We start from the raw sequence: 23,082 nt of genomic DNA on the forward strand, positions 1-23,082 counted from the left end.
CGTCTCAGCCCCCTGCCCGCACGCCGGCGGCCGCCGCGCGCGGCACCGGCCGCAGCAACTGGCCGGCCACGATCCGGTGCGCACCGGCCACCGCAATCGTTTCGCCCGGCTGCACGCCGGCGGCGATCACCACGCCGTCCTCCCGGTACTGGCGCACCGTAACCGGCCGCAGCACCGGCTTGACCAGCTCGCCCTCCGCAACCATCACCCACACGGCGCTGGCGCCCTGGTGCTCGAAGACCGCGGTGGAGGGCACCAACAGCGCGCCGGCCGCCGACGCCGCGTCGGGCAGGATCACGTTGGCGGTCATGCCGAGCTGCACCGAGGGCGCCGCATCGACAATGCTGACGCGCACCGCGTAGGTTCGCGTGGCGGCGTCGGCGCTCGGGGCGATCTCGCGCACACGGCCCTGCAGCGCCGTCTCCGGCTCGTTGAGCATGCGCACTTCCACCTGGCCGGCCTTGCGCAACGCGGCAATGCGGCGCTCGGGCACGGCGATCAGCACTTCCCGCTCGCCCTCGCGGGCCAGCTTCATGACCATCGCAGACTCCTTCACCACCTGCCCCACCTCGGCCGCCACCGCGGTGATCACGCCCGGCTGGTCGGCCACGAGGCGCGTGTAGCCGGCCTGGTTGCCGGCCACGGTAGCCTGGGCACGCGCCTGTTCGACACGCGCGGCAGCCGACTTGAAGCTCGTTTCCTTGGCTTCCAGCACGCTGCGGCTGACAAAGCCCCTGGCCACCAGATCCTGGTAGCGCGTCATCTCCGCCTTCGCAAAGGCCCGCTCGTTCTCTGCCGCCGCCAGCTGGGCGCGGGCCGCCTCGGCCGCCAGGCCCGCATCGCTTGGATCGAGCCGTGCCAGCAACTGGCCGGGCTTCACCACCGCGCCCACGTCCACCTGTCGCTCGACAATCTTGCCGCCGATGCGAAAGGCCAGATCCGACTCGTAGCGCGCGCGCACCTCGCCCGAATACAGCGCCCCGGCCACCACCGGCGACAGGGCCAGCTTCTGCACCACCACCGGCCGCGGCACCTCGGCCACCGGCTGGGGTTTCGAGCAGGCGGAAAGCAGCGCCACGGCAAGGGCGCCGGCCATAACAGTTCGGTTCATCATGGGTTTTCCTGCGAAGGCGCGGCCAGCAGGCCGCGGAAGATCACGTCGAAATAGGTATCGAAATAAGTGTCGGGCGCCGCCCGGCCGGCCACGCAGCCGGCCATCGAATGCAGCCACACCGAGCGCATCAGCAGCGGGTAGAACACCATCTGGCGCAAGGCCTCCGGATTGCCCTGACGAAACACGCCCTGCTCCATGCCAGCCTCGATGACCCGGTAGAGCAGCGCGGTCCAGCGCCCGATCACCACGTCGTTGAAATAGGCCGCCACTTCGGGAAAATTGCCGGCCTCGGAAATCATCAGCTTGCAGGTGCCGCCCAGTGGAGTGGAGCCGAAGCTCTCCCACCACTCCACCAGCAGCTCGCGCAGGAGCCGCTCCGGATCGGCGCCAAGGGCTTCGACCTTGATCTCGAAGGCATCGATCAGCGGCAACACCGACTCCTCGATCACCGCCCGGAACAAGGCTTCCTTGCTGTCGAAATACAGGTAGAGCGTGCCCTTGCTGACGCCGGCCCGCGCCGCCACGTCATCCAGACGCGTCGCCGCAAAGCCCTTTTCGACAAATAGCGCCAGGGCTGCCGCCGCAAGCTCGGCCGGGCGGGCCTCCTTGCGCCGCTGGCGGCGGGTGGGTTCGGTGGGATTCATGGGCCGGCATCTTACTACTGACTGACCAGTCAGTTATAAATTTACCCACGCACGACAGACTCAATTCCGGGTGATGAGCACCGCGCCCGCCAGCAGCAAGCCGGCCCCCAGAATGCGCATGGCGCCCACCTCGCGCCCCGGCAGGCCGATCCACCCAAAATGATCGAGCACCAAGGCCATGCACAACTGGCCGGCAACCACCAGCGCAATCATGCTCGCAGCGCCGATCCTGGGCGTCACGATGATCGCCGTCAGCACGAAAAGCGTCCCCAGCGGCCCGCCCAGCCACATCCACGGCGAGGTACGGGCCACGCTCGCGACAGACGGCAAGGAGCCCCCCTGCATGCCGAAGTGGACGGCCGCCAGCACCACGGTGCCCGCGAAAAAGGAAATCAGGCTGGTCAGCACCGGGCTGCCCACAAAACTCCGCAACTGCCCGTTGATCGCGGCCTGGATCGGCAGCGCCGCGCCGGCCAGTGCCGCCAGCGCCATCAGCATTTCACGCATGAATTCGTCCTTGTATCGAGTCGTCGCACACGGCGCCGGGCCGCAGACCGCCGGGCCAAAAAAACGGCTCATTATGATTATTCAAACCAGACACATAAACTCGTTTTCATGGAAACACTATTTCCACCTGAAGAACAATCTCCCAAAAACAGCGCCCCAAAAAAACAAATCAAAACCGTGCAAATTTCACATCGTTAAAATTTAATGAGTTGACATAAATACTCGCCGCGATGCGATAAGCTGAAAACCCATTTTGACCCCTCCCGCCAGAAGAGGCCACATGCATACAGCTACCCTGCACGGCGCAGCACCTGCACACAACCGGCGTGATTTTCTGCGGGCCACCGCCGCCACCGCCACCCTCGTCGCCCTCGGCGCCCCGGCCCGCGTCGCCCTGGGCGCCGCCCCGGAGCACAGCCTGCCGGCGCTCCCCTACGCCATGGACGCCCTCGACCCGGTGCTGTCGGCCAACACCCTCGGCTACCACCATGGCAAGCACCACAAAGCCTACGTAGACAACCTGAACCGCCTGGTTGCCGGCACCGAGCTGGCCGGCTTGTCGCTGGAGCAGGTCATCGCCGCCACGGCCGGCAAGGCCGCCCAGGCCGCCCAGGCCGCCGTATTCAACAACGCGGCCCAGGTGTGGAACCACACTTTTTACTGGCAGAGCCTGCGCCCGCAGGGCGGCGGAGAGCCCCCGGCCGAGCTCCGGCGGCGCATCGAAGCCTCGTTTGGCAGCCTTGCCGCATGCAAAAAGGAGCTTTCTGCCGCCGCGGTATCCCAGTTCGGCAGCGGCTGGGCCTGGCTGGTGGCCGATGGCGACCGGCTCAAAGTAGTCAAGACCGGCAACGCCGAGCTGCCCCTCACCCAGGGGCTCAAACCGCTGCTCGCCATCGACGTATGGGAGCACGCCTACTACCTCGACTACCAGAACCGCCGCGCCGACTACGTGAACGCCGTGCTCGATAAGCTGGCCAACTGGGAATTCGCACTGCAGAACCTCGGCTGAACAGCGCCATCGTCTATGCTGGTCGGAGCGGCCGCCGCGGGGGCGGCCGCTCCAGCGAAAGGCCTGCCATGTCGACAACGCCCGGCAACACCATCCCCTACCCCCTGGCCGAAGTCAATGGCCTGCTCGAACCCGGCCCGGTCGTGCTCCTGTCCACCCGCCACCACGGCCGGCCCAACGTGATGACCCTGTCGTGGCTCACCATGCTCGAATTCGAACCGCCGCTGGTCGGCTGCGTCATCAGCAAGCGCGACCACAGCTTTGCCGCCGTCGAGGCCAGCGGCGAATGCGTGATCAACATCCCCACCCTTGAACTGGCCGATGCCGTGGTGGGCTGCGGCAACACCTCCGGCACCGACACCGACAAGTTCGCCACCTTCGGCCTGACTCCCCTGCCCGCCAGCCAGGTCCAGGCGCCGCTGATCGCCGAATGCTTCGCCAACCTCGAATGCCGGGTCGTCGACCCGTCAATGGTGTCGCGCTACGGCCTCTTCGTGCTGGAAGTGGTCCGGGCCTGGATCAAGCCCGACATCAAGAATCACCCCACCCTGCACCACCGGGGCCACGGCGCCTTCATGCTGGCCGGCGAAACCATCGCCCTGCCCTCGAAGATGAAATAGGCCGCCCGTCGATGCCCGCCCCGACCATCCTGTTCGGCGCCTTCGACCGTCACAACTTCGGCGATCTGCTTTTTCCCCACATCGCGGCTGCGCTGCTGCCCGGCCGGCCGCTGATCTTCGCAGGCCTCGCCGGGCGCGACCTGCGCCCCTTCGGCGGCCACCGGGTGCGGGCCCTGGCGCAGCTGGCCGCCGAATGGCACGACCGGCCGGTGCGCCTCATCCACGTCGGCGGCGAACTGCTGACCTGCAATGCCTGGCAGGCCGCGCTGATGCTGCAATCCCCCGACGCCGCGCCGGCCCTCATCCGCCGCCTCGACACCCATCCCGAGGCACGCCAGAACTGGGCCCGGCAGCAACTCGGGCTCACCGCCCTCGCCCCCTACTGCGTGCCGCGCCGGCTGTTTCCCGCCGCGGAGCGAATCCTCTACTGCGGCGTGGGCGGTGTGGATCTGGCCGACAGCCCGGCCGCGCTGCGGCACGAAGTGCTGGCGAGCCTGCGCAGTGCCGACGCCATCGGCGTACGCGACGAGACCACCCTCGCCCACCTGGGCGCCGCCGGCATCGGCGCCACGCTGATGCCCGACCCGGCCGTACTGCTTGCCGAGCTTTTTACGCCACTCATCGAAACCCGCGGCCGCTGCGGTGAAGTGGCCGCACTCCGCAAGGCCAGCCCCGACTACCTTGCCGTGCAGCTCGGTGGCGATTTCGGCGACGACGCCACCCTCACCGAAATCGCCGCCCAACTGGATCAGGCCGCCGCGGCCAGTGGCTGCGCCATCGCCCTGTTTCGCGCCGGCAGCGCGCCCTGGCACGACGACCCCGACTGCCTCCGGCGCCTTGCTGCCCGCCTGCACACCCGGCCGGTGCACCTGTTCGGATCGCTCGACCTGTGGGACATCTGCGCCCTCATCGCCCACAGCCGCGCCTATTGCGGCAGCAGCCTGCACGGCCGCATCGCCGCCATGGCCTTCGGCCTGCCGCGCGTCAATGTCATCCACCCCGGCCAGGGCCACAAGCAGGCCGCCTTCGCCCGGACATGGGATGCCGGCCAGCCCGGAGCCGTTGAAGCAGGCCACATCGCCGAAGCCCTGGAATTCAGCCGCGCCACCCGACCCGCCGCACGGCAGCACACCGCCACCGAAACCGCCATGCGCTACCGCCAGGCCTTTGCGGCGCTCGAAGCCTGAACGACCACCCCGACGGGCGCAACATTGGTCGCTGAAACAATGACGCGCGGAGAAGGCTCGATGCGCAAGGGCTCGGTGTGCAAGCACGAATGGGGCGGCGCCCTGCCCCAGCGGCTGAACCCGGGAGATCCGCTCAGCGCAGGCTCAGGCGCGCCCCGAGCGGCGCCAGCACCGCCGCGCCCGTCACCGCCTCGAAGGCCCGGGCACCGCTCCACGCAGCCGGACGGCCGGACGCATCCACCTCCAGCCGGTCGAGCCGCACCCCCTCGGGCGCCGCCCAATGGCCAAGCAGGCGGCCGCTGAACCCATCGTGCACGTCCAGCCCGTTGCCGGCCAGCACCCACACCCGGCGGCCCGCCAGCTGCGCCCGCATCGCCACCACCTGGCCACGCGCCCGGCTGCGCAAAGTCGCCAGCGGCGTCACCCCGCGGCTCACGTCGAGCACCTGAACCACGCTCCCGCCGGGCGGCGCCAGCAGCACCCACTTCAACTCCGGGCTGTACGATTCGGCCCCCCGCTCGCCCGCTGTCGCCGGCACGGCAAGGCCCAGGGACAACACCCCTGACAACAGGCACAAAACTGGGCGATTCATGGCGGGCTCCTCGGCAATTCACTCAAGACAGCCTGACAATAGCGGACAATTTCAAAGCACCAAAGATACAATCACCCGAAAAATCACCCGCCCGTACCGGCTGCCGTCACCCATCCGGCCCGGTCGCCCGACCGATACACCGGACACGCCCCTCATGCTCCAGATCGCCCTCGCCCCCGACAGCGGCACCCCGCTGGTGGACCAGATCGTCGCCGCCATCCGCACCCGCATCGACGACCGCATCCTGCACCCCGGCGCGCGCCTGCCGCCGATCCGCCGGTTTGCCGAGGCCCACGACGTGTCGCGCTTCACCGTCGTCGAAGCCTACGACCGGCTGGTCGCCACCGGCCACCTGCAATCAAAGCGCGGATCGGGCTTCTACGTGGCCAGCCGGGCGCTGCCGGCGCGCGCGGCGGAATCGGGCGAAGCCATCGAGCGGGCCATCGACGCCGCCTGGCTGATGCGCGAAATGGCCGCGGACGACCCGGCGCGCATCCTCGCCGGCTCCGGCAGCCTGCCCGCCGCCTGGCTCGACGAAGCCGGCGTGCTGCGCGCGCTGCGGGCCCTGTCGCGGCGCGCCGACGTGCGCCCGGTGAGCTACGGCTCGCCCCAGGGCTACGCCCCGCTGCGCGCCCAGTTGCAGGTGCGCCTGGCCGAAATCGGCATCGGCGCCACGCCCGGCCAGATCGTCCTCACCTATGGCGTCCACCAGGCGCTCGACATCATCTGCCGCTACTTTCTGAAGCCCGGCGACTGCGTGCTGGTGGACGACCCCGGCTACTGGAACCTGTTCGGCAACCTGCGCCTTTACGGCGTGGCCCTGCTGGGCGTTCCGCGCACCCCCGACGGCCCCGACACCCAGGCCCTCGAAGCCTTGCTCGCCCATCACCAACCGCGCCTGTTCTTCACCCACTCGGTGCTGCACAACCCCACCGCCTGCAACCTCTCGCCGGCCACCGCCTTCCGGGTGCTGCAACTGGCCGAAAAGCACGATTTCATGATCGTCGAGGACGACATCTACGGCGACCTCGCCCCCGACGCAGCCACCCGTCTGGCCAGCCTCGACCAGCTCTCGCGGGTCATCTACACCTCGAGCTTCTCGAAGACGATCTCCGGCAACCTGCGCGTCGGTTTCATCGCCTGCAGGCCCGATCTCGCCCACCGCTTCACCGACGTCAAGATCGTCACGATGATGTCGTCCGCCGAGCTCTCGGAACAACTCATCCACCAGCTCCTCACCGACGGCCACTACCGCAAGCTGGTCGAACGCCTCAAGGGCCGCCTGTCGGAAGCCACCGGCCAGGCCCTGCGCATGCTCGAACGGGTCGGCCTGCAGCCCGACCCCGAGCCCCGCGGCGGCCCCTTCGTGTGGGCCCGCGTACCCGGCCTTGCCGACACCTCCGAACTGGCCCGCCGCGCCGCCCGCGACAACATCCTGCTGGCCCCCGGCAGCGTCTTCCGGCCACAGAGCCAGCCCTCCGGCTACCTCCGCCTCAACGTCGGCTTCTGCGCCGACCCGCGGCTCGAACGCTTCCTTGGCGATGCCCGGCAAAAATGACATACAGCTGAAGTCGCACCCGAACTCAAGTTTCAGAGCCCCTGTCCGCTAGTACTAAAGTACTATCGCTCCATGCTTGCCCCGGCCGTTTCGGGGCGGATCAGGACATTGACGATGCCAATAGCAAAAATATCAGCCGCGTTCCGCAGGCTGTGCCTCCTTGCTGCCGGCCTCATTGTTTCAGTCATCGGCGATCTCACCGGCAAGCAGATCCGCTAAAAGCCAACCCGCGACGACATCGAGGGCAAGGGCTCAAGCTCAAGCGCTTCATGGGCAGCCCCAACATCAATGACATCGTCCCGGCCATGCTCAAGCACGAAAGCGACATGACCCTGCTCGACGTACCCGACGTGCTGCTGGCGCTTGAAATCTGGCCGGGCCAGATCCGGGTCATCGGCCCCATCTCGGGCGAACAGCGCATGGCAGCCGGCTTCCGCAAGGATTCCCCCGAACTGCGCGCGGCCTTCAACAGCTTTCTCACCCAGATCAAACAAGACGGCACCTACATGAAACTGGTCAAGAAATACTTCCGTGCCGCCCCGCGCTACCTGCCCGAGTTCTTCAAGGATCTGCCGTCCGGGAAAAAATAGGCTCGGCCACCGGTATGTCGGTCGATCAAAACCTGCTGCGGCGCTACCGCAAGAGCCTCGTCGCCGTTCTGCTTTTCATCGCTTACGCGATAGGCCTGTTCGTCCATAACCTGAGCGTCCAGCAGCGCCTGGAGCAAAACCTGCTGGACGCCGCCAGCCTCGAACTCGCCAAGCAGGCGGACGCCTTTTCCAGCTATTTCGCGGAGCGCCACAACGCACTGGCCCACCTGGCCACCTCGGATGCCGTGGCCAACTATTTCGCCGGCCACGACCTCGGCATGACCGTCGAGTACGGCCTAGGCGTTCATACCCAGGCCATCGAGGACCGCTTCGAGCACCTCATCGACCAGGAACGTGTCGGCCAGACGCGCATCTACGAACGGATCGTGCTGATCGACCCCGCCGGGCAGCCGATCGCCGAAGCCGGCACGCTGCGCACCGACACCCGGGAAGACTACCCGGCCCTGGCGGCGCAGCTCGGCGACACCCGCGGCAACACTCGTGGCGTCATCCTGCTCGACACCCACGACCTGCTCCGCTTCAGCCAGCCGGTCAGGGTCAAGGATGCCCTGCGCGGCCACCTCATCGCCTACAGCCCGGTCGCCGCCCTCGAAGGCCGTGCCGCTGCAGCCAGCGCCCTGCGCCCCGAAGCCCTGGTGATCGCCAGCTCCGGCCATCCCGTGTCGGCCCCGGCCCCCGCGCAGTTCTCACGGCCCGAACTCATCCGGCTGCTGGCCGGAATGGGCGCCACGGGCACCCGGCGCACCGACACGCTCCCCTCGATCGACGGCGACAAGCCCATCGCCGCCATCAAGCAAGGCATCGCGGGCTCGCCCCTCGCCCTCGCCAGCCTGATCACCCAGCGCGAACTCGAAGCCCACGCCATTCCGTCCCTCTTCCTGGCCGCCGCCGGCGCCGTGCCCTTCGTCGTCCTCTTCATCGTCATGCTTGAAATGCGCGAGCGGCGGCAGGTTGAACGGGCCCTCGCCGCCGCCCGCGCCGAAGCCCGCGCCGAAGCCGAACGGCTGGCCCGCACGCGCAGCGAATTCATCGCCAACATGAGCCACGAAATCCGCACCCCGCTCAACGCCGTGCTCGGGCTCGCCCAGATCGGTCAGCGCGACCTCACCGGACGGCAGGCCAACCAGCAGTTCGTGCGCATCATCGACTCCGGCCAGCACCTGCTCGGCATCATCAACGACTTCCTCGACTGCGCGAAAATCGAGGCCGGCAAGCTGTCGGTCGAGCACATCACCATCGAACCGGGCCAGGTCATCGACAGCGCCGTCACCCTCACCGCCGAACGGGCCTTCGCCCGCGGGCTCAACTTCGAGGTCCGCGAAAACGGCCTGCCCGCCCGGTGCCAGGGCGACCCGCTGCGACTCTCGCAGGTGCTGGTCAACCTGCTGGGCAACGCCATCAAGTTCACACACCACGGCGACGTCACCCTGGAGGCCGGCGTCGACGGCGACATGCTGCACCTGCGGGTCAGCGACACCGGGGTCGGCATGAGCCCGGACGAGATCGCCCGCCTCTTCCTGCCCTTCGAGCAGGCCGACAGCTCCACCACCCGGCGTTTCGGCGGCACCGGCCTCGGCCTGTCGATCAGCGCCCACCTGGTCCACTCCATGGGCGGCACCATCGACGTCAGCAGCCACCCCGGCGAGGGCAGCCGCTTCGACGTAAGGATTCCACTCATCGCCCCTGAATTCGACAGTCCCCCAGCCACCTCCGGCCGCATCGTGCTGGCCGGATTCCCGCCCGACGAGGCGGCCCGCCTGTGCGCCGAACTCCTCACCTGCGGCATCCGCAGCACCTGCATCGACGCCCCCGCCGCCACGCCTCCCGACACCAAGCTGCTGGTGGTCGACGCCCGCCTCGCCGGCAACACCCGCGCCTGGCGAGAATGGCTGATCCGGCTGCATGAGCAGCGCTACCCCGTCGCCCTCGCCGGCCGGCTCGACGACGTGGACCGCGCAGCCCTGCCGGACGAACTCGGCGCCCACCTGCCGCTGATCGAACGCCCCCTGCGCAGCCGCCACTTCATACACTGCCTCCACACCAGCGCCACCCTGCCAACCCCCGGCACCCCGGCCGAAATGCGCCTCGCCGGCATCTCGGTGCTGGCCGTCGACGACAACCAGGTTAACCGGCTGGTGCTGGCCGACATGCTCGAGCAGGAAGGCGCACAGGTCGAATGCCTGCCCGGCGGCGCCGAAACCCTGGCCCGTCTCGAAGCAGGTGGCCCACAGGGTTTCGACATCGTGCTCACCGACATCCAGATGCCGGGCATGGACGGCTACGAACTCACCCGCGCCCTGCTCGCCACCCACCCCGGACTCCCGGTGCTCGGGCTGACCGCCCACGCGGGCGCCGAATCCCGCACCCAGTGCCTGGCCGCCGGCATGCTCGCCCACGTCACCAAGCCCATCGAACTCGACACCCTGGTGACCGAAATCCTGCGTCACCGCCGATCGTCGCCCCCCCGCGCCAGCGTTCCGGCACAGGCCGCAGCGGTGCTGCCCGCGGCCCCCGAAGCTGTCGCCGTCACGGCGGCCACGGCCAGCAGGCTGATCGACTGGCCGGCCCTCGACGCCCAGTTCAAGGGCAAGGCCAGCGTCGTCAGCCGCATCGCCGGCAAAGCCATCATCACCTACCGCAACGAAGCCACCCACCTGCGTGAACTGGCTGCGGGCCAGGGCGGGCTGGACGAACTGGCTTTCCTGGCCCACAACATCAAGGGCTCGGCCGGTGCGCTCAAAGCCCAAAGCATCCACGAACTCGCCGCCGCCACCGACCTGTCTGCCCGGGCCGGCCAGCCAGACAGCCGCGCCCTCGCCGCCACGCTAGCCGGGCAGCTGGACGAACTGATCGTCGAACTCGAAATCCACAGCGCCGAAGCGGGTCAAAAAGCGACAGCGCAACTACAATCAAACCCATGAACACACTCAAAGACACCAAGCTTTCCATGCTCGACCTCGTCGCCGTGCGCGAGGGCCGCAGCGTGGCCGACTCGCTGGCGGTGGCCCTGCGCACTGCACAGCACGCCGAAACCCTCGGCTTCGCCCGCTACTGGGTGGCCGAACATCACAACATGCCGGGCATCGCCAGTTCGGCCACCGCCGTGCTGGTCGGCCACATCGCCGGCGGCACGCGCACGATCCGGGTCGGCTCCGGCGGCATCATGCTGCCCAACCACGCTCCGCTGGTGGTCGCCGAAGCCTTTGGCACCCTCGGCGAGCTCTACCCTGGCCGTATCGACCTGGGCCTCGGCCGTGCCCCCGGCACCGACGGCATCACCATGCGCGCACTGCGCCGCGACCGCACCGAAACCGAAGACGACTTCCCCCGCGAAGTGGCCGAACTGCAACAGCTGCTCGGCCCCGTCCAGCCCGGCCAGCGCGTCGTTGCCATGCCCGGCGCCGGCACCCAGGTGCCGATCTGGATCCTCGGCTCCAGCACCTTCTCGGCCCGGCTCGCCGCCGAACGCGGCCTGCCCTACGCCTTCGCCTCGCACTTCGCGCCGCGCCAGGTGCTTCAGGCCATCGATATCTACCGCAGCAACTTCCGCCCCTCGGAAGCCCTCGACAAACCCTACGTGACCATCGGCGTGCCGCTGATCGCCGCCCCCACCGACGAAGAAGCCGAATACCTCGCCAGCAGCAACTACCAGCGCGTGCTCGGCATCCTCACCGGCAACCGGCGCCGCCTGCAGCCGCCCGTCGAAAACTTCATGGCCGGCCTGCGCTCCGAAGAACGCGCCGCCATCGGCGACTTCCTCGCCGCCGCCGTGGTGGGTGGCCCGGAACGCGTGCACGAAGGATTCAGCCGCCTCGCCGAACTCACCCAGGCCGACGAGTTCATGCTGGTCAGCGACATCTACGATCCCGAGCTGCGCCTGCGCGCCCTCGACATCGCCGCCGCAGCCGTGGCGGCCTGAGCACCGCTTGCCGGGCGGGCCGCGCGCGGTGCATGCCGTCGCCCCCCGCCCGGCATCTTTGCCGTCAGCATTTTCCGGTAAAGAATCCGCCGCAATTTCCGTTAGCGTCAATGAGTTGATCATTAACCGCGCGTGCCCGTCCAGCCCTCCCGGCCGGAAACACAAGGAGATGTCATGGCCCCGTTTTTCCGCCGCTGGCTGGCGCTTGCGCTGGCGCTGCTCACCCACTGCGCCTTCGCTGACGACCTCCAGGACATCCGCACCCGCGGCGTGCTGCGCCACCTTGGCGTGCCCTACGCCAATTTCGTCACCGGCAGCGGCGACGGCATGGACGTGGAAATCGTCCAGCTCTTCGCCCGCCACCTGGGCGTGCGCTACGAATTCGTGCCCTCCACCTGGGGTGACGTGATTGGCGATCTGACCGGCAAGGAAGTCCGCTTCAAGCCCACCTACCGTGAAGTCGGCACCCGTCCGGTGCGCGGCGACATCATCGCCAACGGGCTCACCATCCTGCCGCCGCGCAAAAAGATCATCGACTACTCCGACCCCACCTTTCCGTCGGCGGTCTGGTTGCTGGCCCGTCCGGAAGCCGGCGTGAGGCCGATCAAGCCCAGCGGCAACCGCGAGCAGGACATCAAGACCACCAAGGCCATGCTGAAGCTCGGCACCACCTTCGTGATGGACAACTCCTGCCTCGACCCCACCCTCTACGACCTCGAAGGCAAGGGCTACAAGCTCAAGCGCTTCACGGGCAGCACCAACCTCAACGACATCGTGCCGGCCCTGCTCAAGCACGAAAGCGACATGACCCTGCTCGACGTGCCCGACGTGATGGTGGCCATGGAACGCTGGTCCGGCCAGGTCATGGTGATCGGCCCGATCTCCGAGGAACAGCGCATGGCAGCGGCCTTCCGCAAGGACTCCCCCGAACTGCGCAAGGCCTTCAACACCTTCCTCGCCCAGATCAAGCAGGACGGCACCTACATGAAGCTGGTCAAGAAATACTTCCGCGCCGCCCCGCGCTATCTGCCCGAGTTCTTCAAAGACCTGCCGACCCGGCCCTGACCTTCGTCATGCCAGCCAACGCATCCCTGCTCAGGCGATACCGCAAAAGCCTGATCGCGGTGCTGATCTTCATCGCCTACGCAGCGGGGCTGTTCGTGCATAACCTGGACGTTCGCCAGCGCCTGCAGCAAAACCTGCTCGACTCCGTGCAACTCGAGCTGACCCGGCAGGCAGACGGCCTGGCCTACTACTTCACCGAACGTCACAACGACCTCGCCGATCTGGCCGCCTCGGAGCCGATAGCCAATTACTTCGGCGGCGTCGATCTGGGCATGAGCACCCAGTACGGCCTGGGCATCCACGTGATGGCCGTCGAGGAGAAGTTCGCCCACGTCATCGAGCAGAAACTGCGCGGCCCCCACCACATCTACACCCGCATCGTGCTGGTTGATGAACACGGGACCCTGATCGGCGAGTCGGGCAATTCCGAATGGCTGGAACACTACGCCGCGCTGCTGCCGGAACTGGGCGACAGTCGCGGCATCGCCCTCCTCGACTCGGGCCTGCTGCTGCGCCTCACCCGCCCGGTCACCGTCAAGGGGCAACTGCGCGGCTACCTGATCGCCTACGGCCCCACGCTCGTCCTTGAAGGCCACACGGGCGTACTGCGCCCCGAAGCCATCGTGTTGGCCGCCACCGGCAAACCCGTCACCCGTCAGGCGCCCCCCGAGTTCTCACTGCCGGAAGTTTCCCGGCTTCTCGCCGGACTGGGCTCCGACGGCCAGCACGCCGCCATCGACCAGCCGGCCATCGGCGACGACAGGCTCATCGCGACCCTCAAACAGAACGTGGACGGCACCCCCTTCGCCCTCGTCGCCCTGATCACCGAGCGGGAACTCAGCGCCCACTCCATCCCGTCACTGCTGCTGGCAGCAGTAGGCGCCGTTCCCTTCATCGTGATGTTCATCGTGATGCAGGAGATGCGCGAACGCAGCCGGGTCGAACAAGCCAACACCAGCGCCCGCATCGGGGCCGAGCGCCTGGCCCAGGCGCGCAGCGAGTTTCTCGCCAACATGAGCCACGAAATCCGCACGCCCCTCAACGCCATTCTCGGTCTCGCCCAGATGGGCCAGCGCGGCTCGGCCGGCCGCCAGGCCGAACACCAGTTCGTGCGCATCATCGAATCGGGCCAGCACCTGCTCGGCGTCATCAACGACATCCTCGACTGCGCCAAGATCGAAGCAGGCAAACTGAAGGTCGAGTTCATCCCCGTCGAACCCGGCAAGGTCATCGACAGCGTGATCACCCTCACCGCCGAACGCGCCTTCACCCGGGGCCTCACCTTCACCGTGCACGAAAGCGGCCTGCCGGCCAGCTTCCGCGGCGATGCGCTGCGCCTATCGCAGGTGCTGGTCAACCTGCTGGGCAACGCCATCAAGTTCACCGATACCGGCTCGGTCACCCTGGAGGCGCGGATCGAGAACGAGCAGCTCTGCCTGCGGATAAGCGACACCGGCATCGGCATGACCCCCGAACAGATCCAGCGCCTGTTCCTGCCCTTCGAGCAGGCCGACAGCTCGACCACCCGCCGCTTCGGCGGCACCGGCCTGGGCCTGTCGATCAGCGCCCACCTGGCCAAGGCCATGGGCGGCACCATCGAAGTCAGCAGCACCCCCGGGGTCGGCAGCAGCTTCGACGTCCGGCTGCCGCTGGTGGCCCCCGAACCCGAAGCCCCGCCGCCGCCCGGAAGGATCATGCTGGCGGGTTTTCCGGCCGACGAAGCCCGCGTGGCGCTCGCCGAACTGGCCGCCCGCGGCATTCCCGCCAGCACCATCGACAGCCCGGTCGGAATGGTTCCGGCCGATGCCCTCGTCGCCGTCGATGCCCGTTTTGCCGAACGTGGCTCCGCCTGGAGAAAATGGCTCGGCCGCCTGCGCGACGAGGGGCGCTGCGTGGCACTGGTCGGCCGTATTGATGAAATCGACATGTCCGGCCTGGCCGAAGGCCTGGAGGGCCGCCTGCCGCTGATCGAGCGGCCGCTGCGCACCCGCCACCTGGTAGACTGCCTGCGCAACACGGCCGGCCCGCGGCCGGTCTTCGCCCCGCCACACACCCGCCTGGACGGCCTGCTGGTGCTGGCGGTGGACGATAACGAGATCAACCGTCTCGTGCTGGCCGACCTGCTCGCCCAGGAGGGCGCCCGGGTAGACTGCGTGGCAAGCGGCAGCGAAGCACTGGCCCACATCCAGAGCGCAGGCTCCGCCGGATACAGCATCGTCCTGACCGACATCCAGATGCCCGGCATGGACGGCTACGAACTGACCCGCCACCTGCATGCCATCGATCCAAAGCTGCCAGTGCTGGGCCTGACGGCCCACGCAGGCGCCGAAGCGCGCGATCACTGCCTCGCCGCAGGCATGCTCGCCCACATAGCCAAGCCCATCGAGCTCGACCCGCTGATGAAAGAGATCCTGGATCATTGCCGCTCACCGGCCACCGAAACCCGCGGCAACACCGCGATGCCCGAAGCGCCCGCAGCCAAACCCGCCGACAGCACCGGCATCGTCGACTGGGCGGCACTCGAAGTGCAGTTCAAGGGCAAGACCAGCTTCGTCACCCGCATCGCCGGCAAGGCGCTCATCAGCTACCGAAGCAGCGTCACCCAGCTACGCGCACTCGCCGCGGGCGATGGCGAGTTGTCGGAACTATCCTTCGTGGCCCACGCCATCAAGGGCTCGGCGGGCACCCTCAAGGCCACGCAAATCTACGAGCTGGCCGCCACCACCGACATGGCCGCCCGCGCAGGCGACGCCAACAGCCGCGCCCTGGCTGGTGAGCTGGCCGACGCGCTGGACGGCCTCATCCGCGAACTGGAAATCCGGACCGGGGAGTAAGCCGCAAATCAGCCCGGGCGCCGACGCCCGCCACCCGGCCCGCGGTGGGGCCAGGGACGGCGCTTGTCGTCTTCTTCGACCTTGGGCTTCGGCATCAGCAGATTCTTGCCGCCCGCTTGCGCGGCAGCCCGCTGCGCCAGAATGGCAGCGCAAGCCTGCTGCGGCGTCACCACAACGGGCACGTTGCCGCCGCCCGGAATGTAGTCGCCGAGCCGCTCCCGGATCACCTGCATGCGTTCGACCGTATCGGCCTTTTTGGGAACACGGCCGCTCATCACCTTCTGGGCATCCGGCGTGAGCGTGTAGCCGCCCTCCACCTCACGGATCAGGCCATGCACCGACAGCCGGTGAAACGCCTCGACCAGGCGCGTTTCGGAAGGCACGGCAACCTGCAGCAGATCAACCGCCGCAACAACCTCGAGCAGCTCTGCCGGACGCCTCTTAGAGGCGATCGTGACGGCCAGCAGGATAAGAACATCAACTTCGTGGATCGGATACATGGAGTGAGCTTTGAAAACCTGTGAAAGTCGGGGCCGCCAACATCGGGCCCCGATGGGGAACAAGGAAACGGCGCAATCCGCCGTGAGGTCGGAAGTGTAAGCCCTTGACCTGACAAGTCGAAACCGGCTTTTTTGGAGGCCCGGCGGGCACACCCGGGCCACGGCCCGAAAACCCGCGGTGCCAGACAAGAAAAGCCGGCAGCCAGGCCGCGGGCCCGGGCTGCCGGATCGGCCGGTCAAATCAGCGGGATTCCTTGATCATCCGGCCACGGATCGACTGCACAGGGCGCGCATTCATCGGGTAGAGGCGCGCGAAAATCGCGATCTGCTCGTGCGAAAGCTGGGCCGGCTGCTTCATCACCATCCACATCACGCCCTCGCTGCACGGCGGCGTGGTGAGCGAACCCATGTAGGTGTAGTAACTACGGTCGGCCGGCAAAAGCTGGTTCAGGTCGATGCTCACGCCTTCCGGCGAGTAATCCACGTTTTTCTCCAGCGGCAGGTTATTCCACAGGGTTTGCACCACAGGATGAGCCAGCCCGCGTTCGAGCAGCACCGCCACCACCGCTAGGCGCCCGTCGAGATCCTTGTGCACCAGATGCACGACCATCTCGAAACCCTTGCCGTTGATGCGCTCCTCGGACGGCCGGTGAAAGTGGAACTGGACGAGATCGTAATAACGCCCCATCACCGCGATGCTGCTGCCCGGCCCGACGTTCACCTGAACCGTGTGGCCGTTATCGACGATGCGGAAGTTGGACAGCACGTAGTCGAACTTGATCGGCTCCAGCTGAACCTTGATCCCGTCCCGAATGTCGATGGGCGACTGCCGCTCACCCGTGCCGCACAGCTGCCATTCCGGCTTGAGCACGCCCCAGTTGGCCGGGGCACCCTCGCCGTCATAGCTCCAGTGGATCTCGTGGTGTTCCAGCGGCGTGCCGACGGCGGCCGGGCCGTGGCCGGCACGGGCCTCCACCTGCACCGGCGCCATGCGCACCACGCGGGGACGCGGACGCGGCGGCGGCACATAGGCCGGCACCCGGCGCACTTCCGGCGCCGCGGCTTCGGCCTGGGCCGGTTTTTCGACATGCTTGTCGACGACTTCGGCCCTTGGGGGCGGCGCCGGCTTGTCGATGAAATTCTTCTTGATCGGGGTGATCGGCTCGGCGGCGTGTTCGCCCTTGGCTTCGGAAACCTGCGTCACCGCAGCCTTGTCGGCCCCCTTTACCGGGCGGTAATCCGCCGCGCGCAGGTCGGGCTTGGCGCTTGCAGCCTGCGCGGCCTTCGAGGCGGTTTTGGCCAGCTGGGAAATATCCGCCATGCCCCCGGCAGGCTTGCAGACATCGCGCCACAGTTTTTCGTCCACGCTGCCGGCTGCAACCGGCACGTCCTTCTCGACCTTGACCTTCTCGTCCTTGACCACCGCAGAATCGGCGTCGAGATAAACGCGCTTGATGGTCGCGAAAGTCTGGTTCCTGCAGTCGTAGCGGTTGAGCGCCTTCACCGTCATGTAGCCGGCGGCGGCCGCTTCGGCGTCGGAAAGAACGATCCGCCCCCAGGCCACCTTGGTGCCGGGGTCGGACTGCAGGATGCTGGCCCGGTCGAGTTCGATCGTACGCTTCTTGTCGGACGCGACGGTCTGCCAGTCGGCAGCCAGCGCGGAGGTCGCGCCAGCAAGGACCAGCAGGGCTGCGAGGGGACGCATGCGGTAGCGCATGTTTGCTTCTCCGGGGAAATGTGCGGGCCGCATATGCGGCCGGATGCCTCTTATTTCGGCGCGGCAGCGGCAAAGCTTTAGCGCCCCCCGGCGAATGACAAAATTTCCCGCGAAATCTTGCGTTTAGCCCCCTCTTCCAGTAGTTTCAGGGGAAACGTTAGGGGTGCCGCCTTGCACGCGGCTGAGACATACCCTCCGAACCTGATCCGGGTCGTGCCGGCGTAGGGAAACGTGGCTCCAGCCGCGCTTTTCCTCTCCGGCGGCCCTCCCCATGGAGCCTTCATGAACGCCACTGACAAATTCATCGCTGCGTCCGCCCACGTGGACGAAGCCGCCGTTGCCCCCCTCCCCAATTCCCGCAAGATCTACGTTGAAGGCTCCCGCGCCGACATCCAGGTGCCCATGCGCGAAATCTCGCAAGCCGACACCCCCACCGGCATGGGCGGCGAGAAAAACCCGCCGATCTACGTCTACGACTGTTCGGGCCCCTACTCCGACCCGCAGGCAAAAATCGACATCCGCTCCGGCCTGCCGGCCCTGCGCCAGCGCTGGATCGAAGAGCGCGGCGACACCGAAGTGCTGCCCGACCTGTCCTCCGAATTCGGCCGCATCCGCGCCGCCGCCCCCGAGCTCGATGAACTGCGCTTCCCCGGCCTGCACCGCAAGCCCCGCCGCGCCGCGCCCGGCAAGAATGTCTCGCAGATGCACTACGCCCGTCAGGGCATCATCACCCCCGAGATGGAATACGTCGCCATTCGCGAAAACGTAAACCGCCAGCAATACCTCGAAAACCTGAAGAACACCGGCCCGATGGGCGAGCGCATGGTCAAGCTGCTCGGCCGCCAGCACAAGGGCCAGGATTTCGGCGCCAGCATCCCTGCCGAAATCACCCCCGAATTCGTGCGCTCCGAAGTGGCCCGCGGCCGCGCCATCATCCCGAACAACATCAACCACCCGGAAAGCGAGCCGATGATCATCGGCCGCAACTTCCTGACCAAGATCAACGCCAACATCGGCAACTCGGCGCTCGGCTCCAGCATTCAGGAAGAAGTCGAGAAAATGACCTGGTCGATCCGCTGGGGCGGCGACACCGTGATGGACCTGTCCACCGGCAAGAACATCCACGAAACGCGTGAGTGGATCATCCGCAACAGCCCGGTCGCCATCGGCACCGTGCCGATCTATCAGGCGCTCGAAAAGGTCAACGGCAAGGCCGAAGACCTGACCTGGGAAATCTTCCGCGACACGCTGATCGAGCAGGCCGAGCAGGGCGTGGACTACTTCACCATCCACGCCGGCGTGCTGCTGCGCTACGTGCCCATGACCGCCAACCGCATGACCGGCATCGTCAGCCGCGGCGGCTCGATCATGGCCAAGTGGTGCCTGGCCCACCATAAAGAGAGCTTCCTCTACACCCACTTCGAGGACATCTGCGAAATCATGAAGGCCTACGACGTGGCCTTCAGCCTTGGCGACGGCCTGCGTCCGGGCTCCATATACGACGCCAACGACGACGCCCAGCTGGGCGAACTCAAGACCCTCGGCGAGCTCACCCACATCGCCTGGAAGCACGACATCCAGACCATCATCGAAGGCCCCGGCCACGTGCCCATGCATCTGATCAAGGAGAACATGGACCTGCAGTTGGAGCACTGCCAGGAAGCCCCGTTCTACACCCTCGGACCGCTGACCACCGACATCGCCCCGGGTTACGACCACATCACCAGCGGCATCGGCGCCGCGATGATCGGCTGGTACGGCACCGCCATGCTCTGCTACGTGACGCCCAAGGAACACCTCGGCCTGCCCGACAAGGACGACGTCAAGGAAGGCATCATCACCTACAAGCTCGCCGCCCACGCCGCCGACCTCGCCAAGGGCCACCCCGGCGCGCAGATCCGCGACAACGCACTCTCCAAGGCCCGCTACGAGTTCCGCTGGGACGACCAGTTCAACCTCGGCCTCGACCCGGACAAGGCCAAGAGCTTCCACGACGAAACCCTGCCCAAGGAGTCCGCCAAGGTCGCCCACTTCTGCTCCATGTGCGGCCCCCACTTCTGCTCCATGAAGATCACCCAGGACGTCCGCGACTACGCCGCCGCCCAGGGCATCGCCGAAGCCGAAGCGCTGGAAAAAGGCATGGAAACCAAGGCCGTCGAATTCGTGAAGAGCGGCGCGGAGATTTACCGGAAGGTGTAAGCACGCACGAACCCTGCAGGTCGGGCTGAAACCCGACCCACACAAAAATCAGAACGGGCCGCGATTGCGGCCCGTTTTTCTTGAAGCTTCAGCACTGTTTCTCGCCACATCTTGTAGCCCCCTATTCCGAAGAACATCTTTTCAGAATAGATCATGTCCTCGGCGCAATGCCTTGGCGCGGGGCGGCCTTTCGACAATGACTCCGACATACCCGGCACGCCCCTCCCGGATATATTCCAAAGATGTTTTCCGGAGCGTGCTTTCCAGACCGATCGACCATCGTGAAGTAGTACCGAATCCCCGTTTAAGGTTTTATCAAATGTGTCGTTACCGACATTGTCAGCCGTCTTGGCGTAACAAATCCGACACGCCGGCGACACCGGGCAAGGTCTGAAGAACGACATGAAAAGACATAACCTACAAGGGATTACGCTGATTGAAGTGCTGGTGGGGATCACCATCGTAGCCATCCTCACGAGCATCGCCACGCCCTCCTTTACCGCTCTGCTCAACGTGAATCGCCTCGCCACCCAGGCGAACGACATACTCGGGGCATTGACGATTTCACGCAGCGAAGCCATTCGGCTGAACAAGCGGGTCGTGTTTTGCCGCAGCGACGACGGCACGAGCTGCGCGGCCGGCGGCGGCAACTGGCAGGGCTGGCTGGTATTCGCGGACAACAACGGCAACGACATGCCCGACGCCGGTGAAATCCTGCGCACCGGGACGATCGCCTCGAGTTCGATAGTCGTCCAGGGCAGCCCCGGAATCTCCGTCCAGAACAATCGCATCCAGACCGGCGCCGACGGTTTCGCCCGATCCGCACCCGGTTCATCGAATGCGCTGCTCCAGGCCCGCCTGTCGGTCTGCATCGCCACCTCTTCGCCAGAACAGAACACCCGTGAAATCAGAATCACCGCGGGCGGGCATGCCGTCATCGTTCCGGTCAACAACAGCGGTGAGTGCCCTTCCCCCTCGAACTCCTGATAAACAAAACCACGCATCCATGACCATGAGAAAAACGATTCCCCTCGCTCGACAAAAAGGTGTGGGCCTGATCGAGGCGCTCGTCTCGATGGTGATCCTGTCCCTGTGTCTGCTCGGCATGGCGGCGCTCCAGGGGGTGTCCCTGCGCGACAGCCAGAGCGCCCAGTCCCGCTCCATGGCGGCGATCATGAGCTACTCCATCGCCGATGCCATGCGCGCCAACATAACGGCCGCCCGCAACGGCGACTACACCCTCCTGAGCTGCCCGACCTCCGGCGCCGAGGTCGCCTTCGTCAATACCCTGGCCGCATCCGACCTGAACGCCTGGAGCCAGTCCCTGAAGAGCGCAATCGGTCAAACCGCCTGCGGCACCATCAACTGCAACGCCGGGCAATGCGATGTGAAGATCGAATGGGACGACTCCCGTGCCACGGCAGGCAACAGCACCCATGCGGTCACCACCAGGGTTCAGCTATGACGATGCCGGCACGCCGCCACATCGCCCTTTCCATGCGCGAGCGGGGTTATACGCTCGTCGAGCTCATGGTGTCCCTCGTGCTGGGGATGGTGCTGGTCGGCGGTGTGTTCGTGGTTTTCATGGGTAGCCGGGCAAGCTTCTCGACCACCGACAACCTATCCAGGATGCAGGACTCGGCCCGCATCGCCTTCACCCTCATCGATCGCGAGATCCGCGAAGCGAGCAGCACCGGCTGCGGCAACGGCAGCCGCTCGGACAACAACATCGGCAAGCGCAACGTCAGCATCCTGAATGCGGCACAAGCATCGCCCCCGGCATGGTGGAGCGTACTGGGCCTGGGCATTCAGGGCTTCGAAGCCAATATTGCGATGCCCGCCGTCGCAATCGGCGCCCTGCAGGGGCAGCGCACCGGCACCACCGACGCCATTCAGCTCACCGGCGCCTACGGCGCGGGTTTCAGCGTCGAAAAGCACGACAGCATCAAGAACGAATTCACGCTCAACTCCTCATCCCGCATCTCCGCAAACGACATCCTGATTGCCTGCGACTACAAGCAGTCGAGCGTTTTCAGCGCCTCCAGCGCCGCCGCGAACAAGGTCGGCTACGCCCCGGGCAGCAGCAGCGCCAGCAACTGCAGCACGCTTCTCGGCTTCGACGTGGGCACCACCTGCACCACCACGTCCTACCAGTACGACGCGCTGATTGCACGGCTGTCCCGCTTCGGCGCCAGCGCCTGGTACGTGGGCAACAACGCCAGCGGCCGCACCTCGCTCTACCGGGTTTTCATGAACGGCAGCCCGGAAGAAATCGCCCCCGGCGTCACCGACATGCAGATCCGCTACCTGCCGGTCGGTGGAGGTGCCTATGTCAACGCAAGTGCTGTGACCGACTGGGGATCCATCGTGGCCGTGCGGCTGACGCTGAACTTCGAAAGCAAGGATGCCGGTGTCTCCACCGCGAGCGCCGGCGACCGGCGCCTCGGCACGGTCGCAACCAGCACCATCCTGCTCAGAAACAGACTGCCATGATCCCGAACCGACACAGCGAAAGCGGCGTGGCGCTCATCGCGTCCCTGGTGATCCTGCTGATCATCACGCTCTTCGGCCTTTCCTCGATGCGCAGCGCCGGCCTGCAGGAAAGAATGAGCGGCAACCAGTACGACAAGAACCTTGTCCTCGAAGCCGCCGAGGCGGCCCTGCGCGAAGGCGAGGCCATCGCCGCCGCACCGCTCACGATCCCCGCCACATGCAACAACGGCCTGTGTCCGACCCTGCCCGCCGGCGGCACCGACCGCTGGCTCGACACCACGTTCACGGCCTGGCGGACAGCCAAGAGCACCAACGACAAACTGGTCTCCAGCCAGTTCATCATCGAGGACATGGGCGCGCAACCCGTCGATGGCACCTGTCATTTCCAGACCCCCATCGAACCGACATGCCTGATTCCCCTGTACCGCGTCACGGCCCGCGCCACTGCGACCAACGGGCGTGGAACGACGGTCACTCTTCAATCGAACATACGCCAATAAGCGCGGAGCCCCT

General features: G+C 66.6%; 20 protein-coding genes and 1 riboswitch. Of the genes, 14 read left to right on the forward strand and 6 right to left on the reverse strand.

Annotation, left to right across the window (positions count from 1 at the left end):
• Positions 1-4: 4 nt before the first annotated feature.
• Genes Q1W26_RS06370 through Q1W26_RS06380 form a run of 3 tightly spaced genes read right to left on the reverse strand, consistent with a single transcriptional unit; the run spans position 5 to position 2,265 of the window.
• Positions 5-1,114, reverse strand: a complete 1,110-nt coding sequence (locus Q1W26_RS06370) for an efflux RND transporter periplasmic adaptor subunit (RefSeq protein WP_300437366.1) — start codon at positions 1,112-1,114, stop codon at positions 5-7.
• Positions 1,111-1,758 (reverse strand): TetR/AcrR family transcriptional regulator, encoded by a 648-nt coding sequence (locus Q1W26_RS06375; protein ID WP_300437370.1) that lies wholly within the window; start codon positions 1,756-1,758, stop codon positions 1,111-1,113. The genes Q1W26_RS06370 and Q1W26_RS06375 overlap by 4 nt, the downstream gene beginning before the upstream one ends.
• Before the next feature lie 60 nt (positions 1,759-1,818).
• Complete coding sequence (locus tag Q1W26_RS06380; protein ID WP_300437373.1) at positions 1,819-2,265, reverse strand: DMT family transporter; 447 nt, start codon at positions 2,263-2,265, stop codon at positions 1,819-1,821.
• A gap of 280 nt (positions 2,266-2,545) precedes the next feature.
• Between Q1W26_RS06380 and Q1W26_RS06385 the strand changes: the two genes are divergently transcribed.
• The 3 genes from Q1W26_RS06385 (at position 2,546) to Q1W26_RS06395 (ending at position 5,081) form a co-directional block, all read left to right on the forward strand.
• The gene (locus Q1W26_RS06385; RefSeq protein WP_300437376.1) at positions 2,546-3,274 is read left to right on the forward strand and encodes a superoxide dismutase; all 729 of its coding nucleotides are present in this window, start codon (positions 2,546-2,548) and stop codon (positions 3,272-3,274) included.
• A 68-nt stretch (positions 3,275-3,342) separates the two neighbouring features.
• Entirely contained in the window at positions 3,343-3,894 is a 552-nt protein-coding gene (locus Q1W26_RS06390; RefSeq protein WP_300437379.1) for a flavin reductase family protein, read from the forward strand.
• 11 nt (positions 3,895-3,905) lie between these two features.
• Positions 3,906-5,081 (forward strand): polysaccharide pyruvyl transferase family protein, encoded by a 1,176-nt coding sequence (locus tag Q1W26_RS06395; protein ID WP_300437382.1) that lies wholly within the window; start codon positions 3,906-3,908, stop codon positions 5,079-5,081.
• Between the two features lie 133 nt (positions 5,082-5,214).
• On the opposite strand, the gene Q1W26_RS06400 is transcribed toward Q1W26_RS06395, so the two are convergent.
• Positions 5,215-5,673, reverse strand: a complete 459-nt coding sequence (locus Q1W26_RS06400) for a hypothetical protein (protein WP_300437386.1) — start codon at positions 5,671-5,673, stop codon at positions 5,215-5,217.
• A 154-nt stretch (positions 5,674-5,827) separates the two neighbouring features.
• On the opposite strand from Q1W26_RS06400, the gene Q1W26_RS06405 reads away from it, so the two are divergent.
• The 6 genes from Q1W26_RS06405 (at position 5,828) to Q1W26_RS06430 (ending at position 15,660) form a co-directional block, all read left to right on the forward strand.
• Entirely contained in the window at positions 5,828-7,231 is a 1,404-nt protein-coding gene (locus Q1W26_RS06405) for a PLP-dependent aminotransferase family protein (RefSeq protein WP_300437389.1), read from the forward strand.
• Between the two features lie 269 nt (positions 7,232-7,500).
• Entirely contained in the window at positions 7,501-7,821 is a 321-nt protein-coding gene (locus Q1W26_RS06410; protein WP_300437392.1) for a transporter substrate-binding domain-containing protein, read from the forward strand.
• Between the two features lie 14 nt (positions 7,822-7,835).
• A complete protein-coding gene (locus tag Q1W26_RS06415) occupies positions 7,836-10,763 on the forward strand; it encodes a hybrid sensor histidine kinase/response regulator (protein WP_300437395.1) in 2,928 nt (975 codons plus the stop codon).
• Entirely contained in the window at positions 10,760-11,761 is a 1,002-nt protein-coding gene (locus Q1W26_RS06420; protein WP_300437398.1) for an LLM class flavin-dependent oxidoreductase, read from the forward strand. Before Q1W26_RS06415 ends, Q1W26_RS06420 begins: the two co-directional genes overlap by 4 nt.
• Positions 11,762-11,935: 174 nt before the next feature.
• Positions 11,936-12,826: a transporter substrate-binding domain-containing protein gene (locus Q1W26_RS06425; protein WP_300437401.1), complete on the forward strand. Its 891-nt coding sequence runs from the start codon at positions 11,936-11,938 to the stop codon at positions 12,824-12,826.
• Positions 12,827-12,834: 8 nt separating this feature from the next.
• Positions 12,835-15,660, forward strand: coding sequence for a hybrid sensor histidine kinase/response regulator (locus Q1W26_RS06430; protein WP_300437404.1), 2,826 nt, complete (start codon positions 12,835-12,837; stop codon positions 15,658-15,660).
• Between the two features lie 8 nt (positions 15,661-15,668).
• Here the strand turns inward: Q1W26_RS06430 and Q1W26_RS06435 are convergent, their stop codons facing one another.
• Together Q1W26_RS06435 and Q1W26_RS06440 are read right to left on the reverse strand one after the other, a co-directional pair.
• A complete protein-coding gene (locus Q1W26_RS06435; RefSeq protein WP_300437406.1) occupies positions 15,669-16,160 on the reverse strand; it encodes a hypothetical protein in 492 nt (163 codons plus the stop codon).
• 241 nt (positions 16,161-16,401) lie between these two features.
• The gene (locus Q1W26_RS06440) at positions 16,402-17,877 is read right to left on the reverse strand and encodes a carbonic anhydrase family protein (protein ID WP_300437408.1); all 1,476 of its coding nucleotides are present in this window, start codon (positions 17,875-17,877) and stop codon (positions 16,402-16,404) included.
• Between the two features lie 149 nt (positions 17,878-18,026).
• A riboswitch (TPP riboswitch) is annotated at positions 18,027-18,122 on the forward strand.
• Positions 18,123-18,159: 37 nt separating this feature from the next.
• Between Q1W26_RS06440 and thiC the strand changes: the two genes are divergently transcribed.
• The 5 genes from thiC to Q1W26_RS06465 all read left to right on the forward strand — a co-directional run bounded on the left by thiC (position 18,160) and on the right by Q1W26_RS06465 (position 23,069).
• Entirely contained in the window at positions 18,160-20,076 is a 1,917-nt protein-coding gene (thiC, locus tag Q1W26_RS06445) for a phosphomethylpyrimidine synthase ThiC (protein ID WP_300437410.1), read from the forward strand.
• A 402-nt stretch (positions 20,077-20,478) separates the two neighbouring features.
• Positions 20,479-21,063, forward strand: a complete 585-nt coding sequence (locus Q1W26_RS06450) for a GspH/FimT family pseudopilin (RefSeq protein WP_300437412.1) — start codon at positions 20,479-20,481, stop codon at positions 21,061-21,063.
• Positions 21,064-21,082: 19 nt separating this feature from the next.
• Positions 21,083-21,541: a type IV pilus modification protein PilV gene (gene pilV / locus Q1W26_RS06455; RefSeq protein ID WP_300437414.1), complete on the forward strand. Its 459-nt coding sequence runs from the start codon at positions 21,083-21,085 to the stop codon at positions 21,539-21,541.
• Positions 21,538-22,569, forward strand: coding sequence for a prepilin-type N-terminal cleavage/methylation domain-containing protein (locus Q1W26_RS06460; RefSeq protein WP_300437416.1), 1,032 nt, complete (start codon positions 21,538-21,540; stop codon positions 22,567-22,569). The genes pilV and Q1W26_RS06460 overlap by 4 nt, the downstream gene beginning before the upstream one ends.
• Positions 22,566-23,069, forward strand: coding sequence for a PilX N-terminal domain-containing pilus assembly protein (locus tag Q1W26_RS06465; RefSeq protein WP_300437418.1), 504 nt, complete (start codon positions 22,566-22,568; stop codon positions 23,067-23,069). The genes Q1W26_RS06460 and Q1W26_RS06465 overlap by 4 nt, the downstream gene beginning before the upstream one ends.
• Positions 23,070-23,082: the final 13 nt, after the last annotated feature.

Source organism: Zoogloea sp. (genome assembly GCF_030157465.1).
Classification (GTDB): domain Bacteria; phylum Pseudomonadota; class Gammaproteobacteria; order Burkholderiales; family Rhodocyclaceae; genus Zoogloea.

Coding starts and splice junctions, on each gene's coding strand:
- Q1W26_RS06420 (WP_300437398.1), top strand. CDS start 10,760: ATGAACACACTCAAAGACACCAAGCTTTCCATGCTCGACCTCGTCGCC.
- Q1W26_RS06440 (WP_300437408.1), bottom strand. CDS start 17,877: ATGCGCTACCGCATGCGTCCCCTCGCAGCCCTGCTGGTCCTTGCTGGC.
- Q1W26_RS06435 (WP_300437406.1), bottom strand. CDS start 16,160: ATGTATCCGATCCACGAAGTTGATGTTCTTATCCTGCTGGCCGTCACG.
- pilV (WP_300437414.1), top strand. CDS start 21,083: ATGACCATGAGAAAAACGATTCCCCTCGCTCGACAAAAAGGTGTGGGC.
- Q1W26_RS06450 (WP_300437412.1), top strand. CDS start 20,479: ATGAAAAGACATAACCTACAAGGGATTACGCTGATTGAAGTGCTGGTG.
- Q1W26_RS06375 (WP_300437370.1), bottom strand. CDS start 1,758: ATGAATCCCACCGAACCCACCCGCCGCCAGCGGCGCAAGGAGGCCCGC.
- Q1W26_RS06385 (WP_300437376.1), top strand. CDS start 2,546: ATGCATACAGCTACCCTGCACGGCGCAGCACCTGCACACAACCGGCGT.
- Q1W26_RS06425 (WP_300437401.1), top strand. CDS start 11,936: ATGGCCCCGTTTTTCCGCCGCTGGCTGGCGCTTGCGCTGGCGCTGCTC.
- Q1W26_RS06415 (WP_300437395.1), top strand. CDS start 7,836: ATGTCGGTCGATCAAAACCTGCTGCGGCGCTACCGCAAGAGCCTCGTC.
- Q1W26_RS06430 (WP_300437404.1), top strand. CDS start 12,835: ATGCCAGCCAACGCATCCCTGCTCAGGCGATACCGCAAAAGCCTGATC.
- Q1W26_RS06465 (WP_300437418.1), top strand. CDS start 22,566: ATGATCCCGAACCGACACAGCGAAAGCGGCGTGGCGCTCATCGCGTCC.
- Q1W26_RS06390 (WP_300437379.1), top strand. CDS start 3,343: ATGTCGACAACGCCCGGCAACACCATCCCCTACCCCCTGGCCGAAGTC.
- Q1W26_RS06395 (WP_300437382.1), top strand. CDS start 3,906: ATGCCCGCCCCGACCATCCTGTTCGGCGCCTTCGACCGTCACAACTTC.
- Q1W26_RS06405 (WP_300437389.1), top strand. CDS start 5,828: ATGCTCCAGATCGCCCTCGCCCCCGACAGCGGCACCCCGCTGGTGGAC.
- Q1W26_RS06370 (WP_300437366.1), bottom strand. CDS start 1,114: ATGATGAACCGAACTGTTATGGCCGGCGCCCTTGCCGTGGCGCTGCTT.
- Q1W26_RS06380 (WP_300437373.1), bottom strand. CDS start 2,265: ATGCGTGAAATGCTGATGGCGCTGGCGGCACTGGCCGGCGCGGCGCTG.
- Q1W26_RS06410 (WP_300437392.1), top strand. CDS start 7,501: ATGGGCAGCCCCAACATCAATGACATCGTCCCGGCCATGCTCAAGCAC.
- Q1W26_RS06400 (WP_300437386.1), bottom strand. CDS start 5,673: ATGAATCGCCCAGTTTTGTGCCTGTTGTCAGGGGTGTTGTCCCTGGGC.
- Q1W26_RS06460 (WP_300437416.1), top strand. CDS start 21,538: ATGACGATGCCGGCACGCCGCCACATCGCCCTTTCCATGCGCGAGCGG.
- thiC (WP_300437410.1), top strand. CDS start 18,160: ATGAACGCCACTGACAAATTCATCGCTGCGTCCGCCCACGTGGACGAA.